This is a genomic window from Paenacidovorax caeni (assembly GCF_001298675.1).
In the GTDB taxonomy this organism is placed as follows: Bacteria; Pseudomonadota; Gammaproteobacteria; order Burkholderiales; family Burkholderiaceae_C; genus Paenacidovorax; species Paenacidovorax caeni.
The window spans coordinates 95,042-110,286 of record NZ_CYIG01000006.1 but is presented as its reverse complement, the minus strand read 5'-3'; the positions used below and the strand labels follow the sequence as shown (position 1 = coordinate 110,286).

Below are 15,245 nucleotides of genomic sequence, written 5' to 3'. Positions count from 1 at the left end.
CCAAGCCGGGGTGGGGGTCAGTGCGACCGCATTGCGCATGCCAACCATCACACCCATGGCTGCGGCCAACATCGTGGCCTTGCTCGCTCAAATCCGCGCCGCGATGCCCCGCTGCGCAGGCCGTTGGCTACATACGTGAAATATCCGGGCTAGCAGCGCACGGTGCACGGGCGCGGGCAGGTGGGTTTCCTGCAGGATGGTTTCCAGTGGGTGGCCGATCAGCAGGTCGAGCATGGAGAACAGGCCCAGGATGAAAAGCTCCTCCTTCGGGCCTTGCAATAGGCCCTGGCCCGCCAGGCTCTCCAGATAAAAGGCGCGCGTAAGCGCATGTTCGATCAGCACCCGCTCGCGGTAGCCGCTTTGCTGAATGTCGAAAAGCAGCAGCGAGACCCAGCGGTAGCAGCGCTCGCGCCCCAGCACCATCACCGCCTTGTCGATGGTCAGTACGGGCTGGGACAGGCCGAAGGCCGGGGAATTGAGGTAGCGCAGCAGTTTGAAGGCCAGCACCGGATCGGCGGTGATCTGCTGGGCGATGACGCTCAGGTCTTCGTCGCTGCGCAGCAGGTTGAGCAGCTTGATGGTCAGCAGACGGTTGATTTCGCTCTTGGGCGGATGCCAGTTCTCGCGGCTGGTGACGAAATCGCCCATGAAGAAGTCAAAGCCGCCCTTGAAACACAGGTTGAACTCGTCAAAGCTGTGCAGCTCCTGCGCGATCCACTGCAGCGGCGCCCGGTTTTGGGCGGGGCTGTTGCCCAGGGTCTCACACAGGGCTTCAATCTCCAGGCCGTCAAACTTGGCGGTGTCGAGCTGCACATAGTCGGCCTGCATGGCCAGCTCACGCAGCGCGGGGTGCAATGCCAGCAGGTTTTTATCCAGCACCCAGCCATGGGCCATGCCGGCTTGGCGCAGTGTGGCCAGCTGGGGCTGGAGCTGGTCCAGGTCCAGCGCATTCAGGTTGGGGGACAGCATGAGCACGCTGTTCTTTACCGGGAGCCGCTCCAGCAGCGGGTTGTTGAGTGAGGCGGGGCTCAGGTGGATGAAGGCCTTGCGGTGGCCCAGCAGCCGGTGTACGTGCAGGTCAATCAGGTTGCGCAGCAGGGCATCGTCGTAGGCCTTGTGCAGCGGCTCGTTTTTGCCTTGCAGACGGCTTTGCAGATGGCCGTGCAAATGGAAGAAGTAGCCCGCGATCTGTTCCTGGCGGTTGAGTACCGGCTCGCGGCAAATGAAGGAGGCACTGCGGTTGGTGGGCGTCGGGGCAGGGGCCGGTGCGCTGGGCTCGGCTTTGAGGGGGGCGAGCTGGTTCAGGACCTGGAATTGCGCGCTGGCCTTGCCCTGCTGCGTCTGCGCAGGTGCCGGGCTGGGCCGGCTGCGGCCCAGGAGACGGCGAAAAAAATCGAGGAGGGAGGACATGCAGGCACCCGGGTGGACGGTGCCGCGATTCTATGTCTGGGCCGGGCGGCGCAGCAGCGCCAGCATCTCCTGGCCCCAGGCAATCTCGCCTTCTTCGTAGAGGATGCCTTTTTTCAGGATCATGTGCTGGATGGCCTGCGCGCGCGTCAGCGGTGGGGTGGCGGGGAAATCGCGCGCTTCGATGGCGCGGTACTGGGCCAGGCGCGCGGCGTGCAGCGCGTTGTGGCGCGCCAGTTCCTCGCACAGATCCACTTCGTCCAGGATGGCGTCGGCGCGCAGCTTGACGGTGAAGCTGTCGCGCAGGTCCATGGGGGGCGTGGGCTCGGCGGCCCAGCGCACCAGTTCGGCACGTCCGGCGGGCAGCACGCGGTAGTGTTTCTTGCGGGTCTTGCCAGCGTCGGGCGGCACGAAGCCTTCGATCCAGCCGGCACCTTCCATGCGTGCCAGCTCACGGTAAATCTGCTGGTGCGTGGCGTGCCAGAAATAGCCGATGGATTTGTCGAAGCGCCGTGCCAGGTCATAGCCCGAGGTGGATTTTTCCAGCAAGGAGGTTAGAACGGCGTGCGGCAAAGACATGGGGGCGCAGTCTATCCGGGAAATCCAGCTATGCAACCCGTTGCATAGTTAAACGAACGATCGTACACTTTTGTGCAACTGGTTGCATAGTGTGCCAGCCAGCCTCTCCTGCCCACGACCCACGACGACAAGGACACCCCATGACCACTTATCCCCACCTGCTCGCGCCCCTGGATCTGGGCTTCACCACGCTCAAGAACCGCGTGCTCATGGGCTCCATGCACGTGGGGCTGGAAGAAGCCCCCCAGGGCTTCGAGCGCATGGCCGCCTTCTATGCCGAGCGCGCGCGTGGCGGCGTGGGGCTGATCGTGACCGGCGGCATTGCGCCCAACGAACGCGCCCGTCCAATGCCCGGTGGCGCGGCCATGACCACACAGGCCGAGGCCGACAAGCACAAGGTAGTGACCCAGGCGGTACATGACGCGGGTGGCAAGATTTGCATGCAGATCCTGCACTTTGGCCGTTACGCCTACCACCCCGAGCTGGTGGCGCCGAGTAGCCTGAAGGCCCCCATCAGCCCATTCCGCCCCCATGCACTGACGGGTGCGGAGGTGGAGCAGACGATCGAGGACTACGCCAATGCCGCCGCACTTGCGCAGAGCGCGGGCTACGACGGCGTGGAAATCATGGGCTCGGAGGGCTACCTCATCAACGAATTCATTGCCGCACAGACCAACCAGCGTGACGACGCATGGGGCGGCAGCTACGAAAACCGCATCCGCTTCCCGCTGGAGATCGTGCGCCGCACGCGCGCCCGGGTGGGCGCCAACTTCATCATCATCTTCCGTCTGTCCATGCTCGATCTGGTCGAAGGCGGCTCCACGCAGGCCGAAGTGGTGCAGCTCGCGCAGGCGCTGGAGCAGGCGGGCGTGACCATCTTGAACACCGGCATTGGCTGGCACGAGGCGCGCATTCCCACCATTGCCACCAAGGTGCCGCGTGCCGCATTTGCCTGGGTCACGCAGCAGCTCAAGGGCAAGGTGGGTATTCCGCTGGTGGCCACCAACCGCATCAACACCCCGGAGGTGGCCGAAGAAGTGCTGGCCAGTGGCCAGGCCGACATGGTGAGCATGGCGCGCCCCTTCCTGGCAGACCCGGAGTTCGTCAACAAGGCTGCCGCGGGCCGCGCACAGGACATCAACACCTGCATCGGCTGCAACCAGGCCTGTCTGGACCACACCTTTGGCGGCAAGATCACTTCCTGCCTGGTCAACCCGCGTGCGTGCCACGAAACCATCCTGGTGCCGGTGCCGCTGGTGAAGAAAGAGCGCGTGGCCGTGGTCGGTGCCGGCCCGGCCGGCTTGGCCTTCGCCACCGAGGCCGCGCAGCGCGGCATTGACGTCACACTGTTCGACGTGGCCAGCGAGATCGGTGGCCAGTTCAACGTGGCCAAGCAGGTGCCGGGCAAAGAGGAGTTCTATGAAACCCTGCGCTACTTTTGCCAGCGCCTGCAGCAGACGGGCGTGACGGTGAAGCTGGGCAAGCGCGTGGATGCGCAGGAGCTGGTGCAAGCGGGCTTCCAGCACGTGGTGCTGGCGACCGGCATCCGTCCGCGCCTGCCCGAGATTGACGGCATCACCCACCCCAAGGTGCTGGGCTACCTGGATGTGCTGCGCGACAAGAAGCCCGTGGGCCAGCGCGTGGCCGTGATTGGCGCGGGCGGTATTGGTTTCGACGTATCGGAATACCTGCTGCACGAGGGCGTGAGCCCCAGCCTGGACAAGGCCAAGTTCTTTGCCGAATGGGGGGTGGACACCACCGGCAGCGCGCGCGGCGGCCTGCAGCCGGCGCGCATCGGCCAGGTGCCGCGCAAGATCTACCTGCTGCAGCGCAAGGCTAGCAAGGTGGGCGATGGCCTGGGCAAGACCACGGGCTGGATTCACCGCACCGGGCTGAAGAACCGGGGCGTGGAGATGATCCCCGGCGTGACCTACCGCAAGGTGGACGACGCGGGCCTGCACATCAGCGTGGACGGCAAGGACATGACCCTGCCCGTGGACAACGTCATCGTCTGCGCGGGGCAAGACCCCAACCGCGAATTGCAGGCTGCGCTGCAGGCGCAGGGCGTGCGCGTGCACCTGATTGGCGGTGCCGACAAGGCCGCCGAGCTGGACGCCAAGCGCGCCATCAAGCAGGGCACCGAACTGGCGCTGCGCATCGACTTCCAGCCCGCCGCACCCGCCAGCGCCCCGGCCACGCACCAGATACCCGCTGCGGTGCAGGAGAGCCTGAAAACCTGGCACGCCATGGTGGCCGAGGGCAGCATGGCGCTGCTGCCGTCCATCCTGCACCCCCAGGCGGTGTTCCGCTCGCCCATGGCGCACACGCCGTACCCCAGCGCGCAGGCGGTGCAGCTCATTCTGGGCACGGTGGTCAAGGTGTTTGAAGACTTCACCTACCACCGCAGCTACGCCAGCGAGGACGGCTTGAGCGTGGTGCTCGAGTTCAGTGCCAAGGTGGGCGGCAAGGAGCTCAAGGGCATCGACCAGATTCGTTTCGATGTGGAGGGCAAGATCGTCGACTTCGAGGTCATGGTGCGCCCCCTGAGCGGCCTGCAGGCCCTGGGCGAGGAAATGGGCAAGCGCCTGGCGCCGTATCTGGCAGCCATGAAGGGCGCCAAGGCCTGATTTGCTATTGATAAGAGAGCTGCCAGCGCTTGCTCCGTAAGCGCTGGAGGCCAAAAACACTTGAAACCGGAGTTGTGAATGACGATCCCGACCTTTGAAACCCTGGGCCTTGCCTTGCAAGACCACATCGCCACCGTGCGCCTGAACCGCCCTGAAAAGGCCAACGCCATGAATGCCACCATGTGGCAGGAAATCCGCCAGGCCTTCCAGTGGGTGGACGAAACCCCCGAGGCGCGCGTGGCCGTGTTGCAGGCCGAGGGCAAATACTTCACCGCAGGCATCGATCTGCAGATGATGATGGGCCTGGGCGCGCAGGTGGCCGACGACTGCGAGGGCCGCCAGCGCGAGAAGCTGCGCCGCGTCATTCTCGACCTGCAGGACACGCTGACCAGCCTGGAGCGCTGCCGCAAGCCCGTGCTTGCTGCCATCCATGGCGGCTGCATTGGCGGCGGCATCGACCTCATCACCTGCGCCGACATGCGCTACGCCAGCGAGGACGCGAGCTTCACCATCAAGGAGATCGACATCGGTATGGTGGCCGACGTGGGCACGCTGCAGCGCCTGCCCAAGCTCATCGGACAAGGCATTACGCGCGAGCTGGCGTACACCGGCCGCGTCTTTGGCGCGCAGGAGGCGCGCGAGATCGGCCTGCTCAACCGCGTGTTCGCCACGCGCGAGGCGCTGTACGAAGGCGTGCAGGCCATCGCCGCCAGCATCGCAGCCAAGTCGCCGCTGTCCATCCGCGGCACCAAGGAAATGCTCAACTACGCACGCGACCACAGCGTGGCCGACAGCCTGAATTACATCGCCACATGGAACGCCGCCATGCTGCAAAGCAAGGACTTGGTGGCGGCCATGACCGCCAGCATGGCGCGCCAGGTACCACAGTTCAAGGACTGAGCGGGCACAGACTGGGCGCATACCTATGGGGTGTGCCCTCTACTTGTTGCGCCAGCCTTGCCCTAGAGTCAGCGCAGGCCATTTCCTCGATCCATGGCCTGCACCCGTCACTATTTTTGCAAGCAAGAAAGCAAACTTTTATGGCTTATTCCCTTGAATCCACCGTGCGTGAACTGCTCGGCAACGAGTCCACCAAGGCCATCCTCGAGCAGTATCTGCCGGGTATTTCCGCGCATCCGCAGATTGGCATGGCCTCTGGCATGCCACTGTCCACGGTGGCCAAGTTTTCCGGCGGTCTGATTACCGATGAGGCGCTGCAGAAAATACAGGCGGCTCTGCAGGCATTGGGCTGAGACTGGCACCACCAACGAAAACGCCCCGTCAAAGACGGGGCGTTTTCGTTTTTGCGAACGGGGCTGATCAGCCGCCGCGGCGCATGGCTTCGAAGAACTCGACGTTGTTCTTCGTTTCCTTCATTTTCTTGATCATCAGTTCCATGGACTCGATCTCGTCCATGTTGTACATAAACTGGCGCAGGATACGGGTCTTCTGCAGAATCTCTGGCGGCAGCAGCAGCTCTTCGCGGCGCGTGCCGCTCTTGTTCATCTCGATGGCGGGGAACACGCGCTTTTCGTAAAGGCGGCGGCTCAGGTGGATTTCACAGTTGCCCGTGCCCTTGAACTCTTCGAAGATCACCTCGTCCATGCGGCTGCCGGTATCGACCAGCGCCGTCGCGATGATGGTCAGCGAGCCGCCTTCCTCCACCTTGCGTGCCGCGCCAAAGAAGCGCTTGGGGCGCTGCAGTGCGTTGGAGTCCACGCCCCCCGAGAGCACCTTGCCGGAGCTGGGCACGACGTTGTTGTAGGCGCGGGCCAGGCGGGTGATGGAGTCCAGCAGAATCACCACGTCCTTCTTCAGCTCGACCAGGCGCTTGGCGCGCTCGATCACCATCTCGGCCACGTGCACGTGGCGCGCGGCGGGCTCGTCGAAGGTCGAGGCAATGATCTCGCCCTTCACGGTGCGCTGCATCTCGGTCACTTCTTCCGGGCGCTCGTCCACCAGCAGCACCATCAGGTGCACGTCGGGGTTGTTGGCCGTGATGGCGTGGGCGATGTGCTGCATCATCACCGTCTTGCCGCTCTTTGGCGGGGCAACGATCAGCGCGCGCTGGCCGCGGCCGATGGGCGAGATGATGTCGATGATGCGGCCGGTGATGTTCTCCTCGCCCTTCATGTCCCGCTCAAGCTTCATCTGCTCCTTGGGGAACAGCGGCGTGAGGTTCTCGAACATCACCTTGTGCTTGTTCTGCTCGGGCGGGCCGCCGTTGACCGAGTCGAGCTTGGTCAGCGCGAAGTAGCGCTCGCCATCCTTGGGCGTGCGCACCTCGCCTTCGATCATGTCGCCGGTGTGCAGGTTGAAGCGGCGCACCTGGCTCGGGCTGATGTAGATATCGTCCGTGCTGGCCGTGAAGCTGGTGTCAGGGCTGCGCAGGAAACCGAAGCCGTCGGGCAGGATTTCGAGCACGCCGTCGGCAAAGATCTGCTCACCTGCCTTGGCGCGCTTCTTGATGATGGCGAACATCAGCTCCTGCTTGCGCATGCGGCCGCCGTTTTCAATCTCAAGCGCTTCCGCCTGCTTGAGGACTTCAGACACGTGCAGTGCCTTGAGTTCGTTAAGGTGCATGAATGACTCCTGGACGGAGTGGAAATGTCTTGGTGCGAGGGAGTGGGGCTGCGTGCCGTGCGGGGCCACGGTAGGTGGCGGACGGGGCAAGCCTGTGATCTGGAATCAGCCGCTGGATGCGGTGCGGCAGGACGATCAGTGAGGATTATGACAGGAAAATCGGATGCGCTGCCAAGCGCGAGGGACTCTGCGCGGCCGCACCGGCCTGTGGGCCGGTGCGCAAGACGCCATCAGGCCAGTTGCTGGTCGATGAAAGCGGTCAGTTGGGCTTTGCTCATGGCGCCCACTTTGGTCGCGGCAAGCTGGCCATCTTTGAACAACATCAGCGTGGGAATGCCGCGAATGCCGAACTTGGCGGGAATCTCGCGGTTTTCGTCCACGTTCATCTTGGCGATGGTGAGCTTGCCCTGGTAGGCGCCCGCCACTTCGTCCAGGATGGGGGCAATCATCTTGCATGGGCCGCACCATTCAGCCCAGTAGTCCACCAGCACCGGGGTGCCAGATTGCAGCACGTCGGCTTGGAAGCTGGTGTCGGAGACATGTTTGATCAAATCGCTGGCCATGGGGGAATTTCCTTGCGAAGAGGTGGATAGACAAAGGTAAATTCAGGGCATTGTGACAGAAACCAATCCCCCGCCCAGCGTTGTGCCTGCAACGCCAGACGCTATGACAGTCATAGCGAAAAATGATGCCAACGCGGCTTGCGATCCCCTGTGGACGCATGCGCTGGATGCCGTGCAGGCCCACATTCAGGCCACCGGCGCGCACCCGGCGCGCACCGTGGTGCTTGTACCCTACGCACAGCTCATGGCCGAAGCGCAGCGCCAGTGGGCGCAGCGCGTGCCCGATGGGTTTGCACCGCGTTTCGAGACCACGCGCAACTGGGCGCAGCAGCTCGGCGGCTTCGTTCCCCAGGGGCTTGACTTGGCCATGGACGTGGCGCGCGACAGCCTCACGGCGCGCAGCCTGCTGGCGCAGGCTGGCCTGGGCGCTGAGCAGGACATGCTGGCCGCGCCCCTGCTGGAGGCTGCCACCCAGCTGGCTCCCGTGGCAGCCGCCATTTCCCCGGCGGAGCGCGCGGCCTGGGCCGAAACGCAGCGGGCGCTGCTGGGCCTGGCCGGGGAGGGCAGCACCTTGCGCTACGAGGCCGTGGTGGCGCGCATCGCGCTGGAGTGGGTCGCCGCCTCGCGCCATGCGTGCGACGTACTGTTCGAGCCTGGCGTGCGCGCTGCTGTCGATGCGCTCGTGGTGCTGGAGGGCTTTCAGCCTGACCCGCTGGCAGGCGCTTTGCGCGCCATTTGGGGCGCATGTGCCCTGGCCTGGCCTTTGCACGCTGCGCAGCCCCCCGGGGAGCTGGCGCTGCACCCCGCGCAGGACGCCGAGGATGAGGCGCAGCGTGCCGCCGCCTGCGTGCTGGCCCACGTGCAGGCGGGCCGTGTGCCTGTCGCGCTGGCCAGCACCGACCGCGCCCTGGTACGCCGCATTGGTGCCCTGCTGGCAGGTACGCACCAGCCCGTGCGCGACGAGAACGGCTGGACGCTTTCCACCACCCGGGCGGCTGCGCAGGTGCTGGCGCCGCTGCGCGCCTGTGCCTGGAGCGCCAGCACCGACGCCGTGCTCGACTGGGTCAAGCAAATGCCTGCCGTGCCCGAGCTCGCCCAGCGTGCGCTGGAGAAATGGCTGCGCCGCCACACCCTTGCCGCGTGGCGCGATGCCGTGGCCAGCGGCGCGCCTGCGGCACCGCCCGAAGTGGCGGCCGTACTGGCACAGATCGAGGCCCTGCGCCGCCCGCTGCGTGCCGATCGCTCCCTGGCCGACTGGATGCAGGCCCTGCAAGCGCTGCTGCAGGCCAGTGGCCAGTGGCAGCCGCTGGCGGCGGACGCCGCTGGCGCGCGCGTGCTCCTGGAGCTGCGCCTGGGCGATGCGGCGGACGCCCGCAGCGTACTCGACGAGGTCCCTGGCCCGGTGTTCTCGCTGCAGTCGTTCACCCGCTGGGTCGATGAAGTCCTGGAGGCCGCGCGCTTCAAGCCGGAAGGGGCGCCGGGTGTGCCGGCCGAAGTGGTTGTGCTGCCCTTGTCGCAGTTGCTGGGCCGTCCCTTCGCCGCCCTGGTGCTGCCGGGCTGCGACGAGAAACGCCTGCAGGCCGCGCCCGAACCGCCCGGCCAGTGGACGCCCGCGCAGCGCCAGGCCCTGGGCCTGCCCACACGCGCTGCGCTGGAAGCGGCCCAGCGTGCCGCCTGGGCCCATGCCCTGGGCCAGCCCCGGGTGGACATCCTTTGGCGCGCCAGCGAGGGCGGTGAGCCCTTGTTGGCCAGCCCACTGGTGCTGGCCCTGCAGCAGCCCGGGCAGTCCGAAAAGGGGGCGCAAGACTGCGTCGACCCGCGGGTTCCGCGCCACGTGGCGCCGACGCCCGTGGCGCGCCCGGGCCCCGATGGCGCGGCGCTGCCGCTGGCGCGGCTCTCCGCTTCGGCCTATGCCGACCTGCGCCACTGCCCCTACCGCTTTTACGCGCTGCGCCTGCTCGGGCTGCAGGAGTCGGATGAGCTCGACGCCACGCTGGACAAGCGCGACTTCGGCACCTGGCTGCACGCTGTGCTGCAGCACTTCCACGAAGCGCTGCGCGATGCACCCGAGGCCGATCGCGTCACGCTGATGGACGAAGCCGCCACCCGCGCCACGCGCGACCTGCGGCTGCACGAGGCCGACTTTCTGCCCTACGCCAGCGGCTGGCCGGCGCTGCGTAGCGGCTACCTGGACTGGCTGGCCCGCCATGAAGCCGAAGGCGCCACCTTCCGTGAAGCCGAGGTGCGTACCCGCCAGCCGCTCGGCGCGCTGGAGCTGGTGGGCACGCTCGACCGCGTGGACATGGCGGGAGGCGCCCCCCTGGTCATCGATTACAAGACCGAAAGCGACAGCGTCACGCGCCAGCGCATCCAGGCTGGCGGCGAAGACACGCAGCTCGCCTTCTACGCCGCATTGATGCCCGACGACCACCTGCGCGCTGCCTACGTCAACGTGGGCGAGCGCGGCGAGACGCAGCTGCACGAACAGCCCGACGTGGTGGCGCTGCGCGACCAACTCATCGAGGGCATCTTGGGCGATATGGCACGCATCGCCGAGGGCGCGCCGCTGCCTGCGCTGGGCGAGGGCAGTGTGTGCGAGTGGTGTGCCGTGCGCGGCCTGTGCCGCAAGGATTTCTGGAATGCATGACGCCGCCTACGAACACAACGGCCAGCCCGTCTCGCGCGAGGCCTTCTACGCCATTGCCTGCGACCCGCAGCGCAGCGTCGCCGTCGAGGCCTGCGCGGGCGCGGGCAAGACCTGGGTGCTGGTTTCGCGCATGCTGCGCGCGCTGCTGGAGGGCTGCGCGCCGCATGAAATCCTCGCCATCACCTTCACCAAGAAGGCGGCGGGCGAGATGCGTCAGCGCCTGCAGGAGTGGCTGGAGCAATTCGCCCACGCCACGCCCGCACAGCTTGAACAAGAGCTGATGGCACGCGGAATTGCCCCCCAGGCCGCACGGGAGCTGCGCGAGCCGCTCCGAAATTTGTACCAAACCCTGCTCGCCAGCGGCCGGCCGATGCAGATCCGCACCTTTCACAGCTGGTTCGCGGCGCTGCTGGGCACGGCCCCGCTGGCCCTGCTGCAGGAACGCGGCCTGCCCGCGCACTACGAACTGCTGGAGGACGACGCAGAGGCCGTGCGCGAGGTCTGGCGGCCCTTCCTCGCGGCGGTGCTGCAAGACGCCGGGCTGCGCGCCGACTATGAGGCCACTGTGGCGCGCCATGGCCGCGCGCAGACGCACAAGGCGCTGGAGGCAGCGCTGGCCAAGCGCGTGGAGTTCGAGCTGGCCGACGCCGCGGGCATCGTCGATGCCTCGGTGCCACCGTTTGGCGAACAGTTTCCGCGCCTGGCCGGCCTGGCCGCGCCCACCGAGGCGCTGGCGGGTGAGGCAGCACGCGCGCGCTGGCTGGCCTGGGCCAAGCAACTGGGCGCCGAGAGCGCCAAGACGCCACAGAAGGCCGCCGACGCCGTGGTCGATGCCTTCGCCGATGGCCTCGATACGCGCCTGGACGAGCGCCTGGACCGCCTGCGCAAGGCCTTCTTCGTTGCCAAGGAAGACCGGCTGACGAAGAACCTGGAGAAGTTCCCCGCCGCGCAGGAGGCCGAGGCCGAGCTGCTGCCACTGTGTGCGGCGCGCGCCCAGCACGAAGCCTGGCAGCACCAGCAGCGCCTGGCGCGCCTGGCGCGCTGCCTGATCGCCGCGTTCGCTCAGCTCAAGCGCACACGTGGCTGGGTGGACATGAACGACGTCGAGCGCACGGCGCTGGTCATGTTGTCTGACCCCACCCTGAGCGGCTGGGTGCAGGAGCGTCTGGACGCGCGTGTGCGCCACCTGCTGGTTGATGAATTCCAAGACACCAACCCGCTGCAGTGGCAGGCGCTGCACGCCTGGCTCGCCGCCTACGCCGGCGCCGGCGGCGGCGCCAGCGGCCAGCGCCCACCCAGCGTGTTCATCGTGGGCGACCCCAAGCAGAGCATCTACCGCTTCCGCCGCGCCGAGCCGCAGGTGTTCAAAGCCGCCCAGGCCTTCGTGCGCGACGGCCTGGGGGGGGACCTGCTGGCCTGCGACCACACGCGGCGCAATGCGCGCGGCATCATCGCCACCGTGAACGCCGCTATGCAGGCGGCGCAAGGCCAGCAGCAATACAGCGGCTTTCGCAACCACACCACGGAATCGGGCCATGCAGGCGAGCTGCTGCGCCTGCCGCCCATCGCCAAGACCGATGACGCCAGCGACGACGCCGACGCCGCCCCGCCAGCCTGGCGCGACAGCCTCACCACCCCGCGCCACGAGGCCGAAGAAACCCTGCGCATGCGCGAGTGCGCCCAGGCCGCGCAATGGGTGGCCGCGCGCATCGCCATGGGCGTGCCGGCGCACGAAATCATGGTGCTGGCGCGCAAGCGCGACCGCCTGGCCAGCATGCAGGAGGCGCTGCGCGCGCTGCACATTCCCTGCGTGCAGCCGGAAAAGGCCGACCTCAGCGAAGCGCCCGAGGTGCAGGACGTGGTGGCCCTGCTCGACGTACTGGTCTCGCCCGCGCACGACCTGGCGCTGGCGCGCGCCCTCAAGTCGCCGCTGTTCGGCGTGCCCGACGCGCTGCTCACCCGCCTGGCGGTGCTGCGCCGCCAGCCCGAGCACGCCGCCCTGAGCTGGTTCGACTTGCTACAACAACAGGAGCTGCTAGCGCTTGACTGCAAAGCGCTGGCGGCCGATTTGGCGCAGTACCGCGAATGGGTGGCGCACCTGCCCCCGCACGATGCGCTGCAGGCCATCTACCAGCACGGCGACGTGCTGGCGCGCTTTGCTGCCTGCGCCCCCGCGCCTCAGCGCGCCAGCGTGCTGGCCAACCTGCGTGCGCTGCTGGCCTGCGCGCTGCAGCAGGACGGCGGGCGCTACCTCACCCCCTACGCTTTCGTGCGCGCCATGAAGAAGGGCGGCATGGCCGCCCCCGGCCGCGCCGACGCCCAGGCCGTGCGCCTGCTCACCGTGCATGGCGCCAAAGGCCTGGAGGCGCACAGCGTGCTGCTGCTCGACACCGACGCGCGCGGCAAAAAGGCCGAAACCATGGCCGTGCTGGTGGACTGGCCGGGCGAGCAGGCGCTGCCGCGGCGCTTCATCTTCCTGGCCAGCGAATCCTGCCCGCCCGCCAGCGCCCAGGACACCCTGGCCGCAGAAATGACCGAGCGCCAGCGCGAGGAACTGAACACCCTCTACGTTGCCGTCACCCGGGCCAAGCAGTGCCTGGCGCTGTCGTGCGTGCAGGCCAGTGGCGCCAACCCGGACAGCTGGTGGGCGCGCCTGGCACCGCTCATGCAGCACGATGCCGACCCCCTGGCCGCGCAGCCCGGCGCCGGTGCGGCGCAGGAAGCGCCCTTCACCCTGCTGGAGCTGCCCTTTCAGCGTGCCGCCGCTGCGCAGCCCGCCCCCGTGGAAGAGACCGATGACCTGCCCGCGCGCCAGGGCCGTGCCATGCACGCCCTGCTGGAGCGCGTGGGCGTGGCCGGCCTGCCGCTGGACCAGGCCCGCACCCAGGGCTGGGGCGCGCAGCGCACCGCCCAGCTGGCACGCGAATTCAGCCTGCCGCCCGAAGCGGCCGAGGCCGCCGCCGCCATGGCGCGGCGCATCGTGCAGGGCGAGGGCGCCTGGGCCTGGGACGAGGCCGCCGTGGCCCTGGCCGTGAATGAGGCGCCGCTGATGTACCAGGGGCAAAGCCTGCGCCTGGACCGCTTGGTGCGCCTGCACGCGCCGCGCGAGGGCGCGCGCTGGTGGGTGCTCGATTACAAGAGCGCCGCCCAGCCTGAGCGCCAGCCCCAGCTCATCGCCCAGCTGCAGCGCTACCGCGCGGCCGTACAGGCCCAGGTGCCGGGCGAGGTGGTGGGCGCGGCGTTTCTGAGCGGAGAAGGGCGGCTGGTGCGGGTGCCCGAAGGGGACGATGCCCCGGCACCGGCCGTGCAGCCCCTGGCTGCGCCGGTGCAGGGCACGTTGTTTTGAGCAGAGCGTGGCAGGGCGCCAGCATGTGCCACATGACGGCGTAGCGGGACAAAGGCGACAAAGGCCGCGCCGCCGCTTGATGGTGGGATGATCGGCCCATGCCCGATGCATTGACAGAACCTCTCATTTCTCCCTCTCTTCCTCTTATCTGCGACGCCGCCGTCATCGGCGCCGGCCCGGCCGGCCTCATGGCGGCCGAGGTGCTGGCCCAGGCGGGCGTGGCCGTGCACGTGTTCGACGCCATGCCCTCGGCGGGGCGCAAGTTCCTGCTCGCGGGCAAGGGCGGGCTGAACCTCACGCACTCCGAGCCATTCGCGCCATTCGCCGCGCGCTTTGGCGCGCGCAGCGCGCAGATCGCGCCGCTGCTGGAGCGCTTTGGCGCCGAGCATCTGCGCGCCTGGGCGCAGGGGCTGGGTGTGGACACTTTCGTAGGCACTTCGGGCCGCGTGTTCCCTGCCGACATGAAGGCCGCCCCGCTGCTGCGCGCGTGGCTGCACCGGCTGCGCGGTCTGGGCGTGCAGTTCCACATGCGCCACCGCTGGCTGGGCTGGGCACAGGATGGCGCCCTGCGCTTTGCCGTACCCCAGGGCGAGCGGCAGGTGGCCGCGCGCGCCACGGTGCTGGCCCTGGGCGGCGCAAGCTGGCCGCGCCTGGGCTCGGACGCGGCCTGGGTGCCGCTGCTGGCGGGCAAGGGGGTGGACATCGCGCCCTTGCAGCCGGCCAACTGCGGCTTTGACGTGCCGCGCGTCGATGCGCCCGTGGGCGAGACACGGCGTGATTTCTTCCGCGAACTGATCGGGCGCGGCCCTGCACCCGCCGTAGGCTGGACGCCGTTCTTCGCCGAACGCTATGCGGGCCAGCCGTTCAAGTCGGTGGCGCTGTCGTTTACCGCCAGCGATGGCCGGGCTTTTGCGCGGCGCGGCGAGTTCGTCGCCACGGCCACGGGCGTGGAGGGCAGCCTGGTCTACGCCGTCTCCAGCCTGTTGCGCGACGAAATCGCGGCGCACGGCCATGCCACTTTTTTCCTCGATCTGCTGCCCAGCCACACGCCCGAGCGCGTGCTGGCCGAGGTGCGCCACCCGCGGGGTGCGCGCAGCCTCTCCAGCCACCTCAAGGGGCGCCTGGGGCTGGACGGTATCAAGGCCGCGGTCCTCTACGAGCAGCTCGGCAAGGATGGCATGCAGGATGCGGCGCTGCTGGCGCAGGCCATCAAGGCACTGCCGATTACCGTGGTGGCGCCGCGGCCGGTCGAGGAGGCCATCAGCACCGCGGGCGGCGTGGCCTTCGAGGCCCTGGATGGTCACCTGATGTTGCAGGCCCTGCCCGGCGTGTTCTGCGCGGGTGAGATGCTCGACTGGGAGGCGCCCACGGGTGGCTACCTGCTCACGGCCAGTTGCGCCACGGGGCGTGCGGCTGGCGAGGGTGCGGCACGCTGGCTGGCGCTGCAGAAAAAATAGCTGTCAGCGCTTGCTGCACAAGGGCTGGGGCCTGAA

10 protein-coding genes are annotated in these 15,245 nt (G+C 67.8%); 6 read left to right on the top strand and 4 right to left on the bottom strand.

Going from position 1 to position 15,245, the window contains the following annotated elements; genetic code table 11:
- Positions 1–87: 87 nt before the first annotated feature.
- Both BN2503_RS04090 and BN2503_RS04085 read right to left on the bottom strand, forming a co-directional pair.
- On the bottom strand, positions 88–1,410 hold the full coding sequence (locus BN2503_RS04090) for an EAL and HDOD domain-containing protein (protein WP_054255371.1): 1,323 nt from the start codon (positions 1,408–1,410) through the stop codon (positions 88–90).
- A 30-nt stretch (positions 1,411–1,440) separates the two neighbouring features.
- Positions 1,441–1,986 carry a PadR family transcriptional regulator gene (locus BN2503_RS04085; protein ID WP_054255370.1) on the bottom strand — a complete coding sequence of 182 codons (546 nt, stop codon included), beginning with the start codon at positions 1,984–1,986 and terminating at the stop codon, positions 1,441–1,443.
- Positions 1,987–2,126: 140 nt separating this feature from the next.
- Between BN2503_RS04085 and BN2503_RS04080 the strand changes: the two genes are divergently transcribed.
- The 3 genes from BN2503_RS04080 to BN2503_RS04070 all read left to right on the top strand — a co-directional run bounded on the left by BN2503_RS04080 (position 2,127) and on the right by BN2503_RS04070 (position 5,866).
- Positions 2,127–4,613, top strand: coding sequence for an NADPH-dependent 2,4-dienoyl-CoA reductase (locus BN2503_RS04080; protein WP_054255369.1), 2,487 nt, complete (start codon positions 2,127–2,129; stop codon positions 4,611–4,613).
- Between the two features lie 78 nt (positions 4,614–4,691).
- The gene (locus tag BN2503_RS04075) at positions 4,692–5,513 is read left to right on the top strand and encodes a crotonase/enoyl-CoA hydratase family protein (protein ID WP_175537933.1); all 822 of its coding nucleotides are present in this window, start codon (positions 4,692–4,694) and stop codon (positions 5,511–5,513) included.
- A 140-nt stretch (positions 5,514–5,653) separates the two neighbouring features.
- Positions 5,654–5,866 carry a hypothetical protein gene (locus tag BN2503_RS04070; RefSeq protein WP_054255368.1) on the top strand — a complete coding sequence of 71 codons (213 nt, stop codon included), beginning with the start codon at positions 5,654–5,656 and terminating at the stop codon, positions 5,864–5,866.
- 67 nt (positions 5,867–5,933) lie between these two features.
- On the opposite strand, the gene rho is transcribed toward BN2503_RS04070, so the two are convergent.
- Complete coding sequence (gene rho, locus BN2503_RS04065) at positions 5,934–7,196, bottom strand: transcription termination factor Rho (RefSeq protein ID WP_054255367.1); 1,263 nt, start codon at positions 7,194–7,196, stop codon at positions 5,934–5,936.
- A 230-nt stretch (positions 7,197–7,426) separates the two neighbouring features.
- Positions 7,427–7,759, bottom strand: coding sequence for a thioredoxin TrxA (gene trxA / locus BN2503_RS04060; RefSeq protein ID WP_054255366.1), 333 nt, complete (start codon positions 7,757–7,759; stop codon positions 7,427–7,429).
- Between the two features lie 103 nt (positions 7,760–7,862).
- On the opposite strand from trxA, the gene BN2503_RS04055 reads away from it, so the two are divergent.
- From BN2503_RS04055 to BN2503_RS04045, 3 genes are all read left to right on the top strand, one after another.
- On the top strand, positions 7,863–10,406 hold the full coding sequence (locus tag BN2503_RS04055; RefSeq protein WP_054255365.1) for a PD-(D/E)XK nuclease family protein: 2,544 nt from the start codon (positions 7,863–7,865) through the stop codon (positions 10,404–10,406).
- Complete coding sequence (locus tag BN2503_RS04050) at positions 10,399–13,752, top strand: UvrD-helicase domain-containing protein (RefSeq protein ID WP_054255364.1); 3,354 nt, start codon at positions 10,399–10,401, stop codon at positions 13,750–13,752. The genes BN2503_RS04055 and BN2503_RS04050 overlap by 8 nt, the downstream gene beginning before the upstream one ends.
- Positions 13,753–13,850: 98 nt before the next feature.
- On the top strand, positions 13,851–15,209 hold the full coding sequence (locus tag BN2503_RS04045) for a TIGR03862 family flavoprotein (protein WP_054255363.1): 1,359 nt from the start codon (positions 13,851–13,853) through the stop codon (positions 15,207–15,209).
- Positions 15,210–15,245 lie beyond the last annotated feature (36 nt).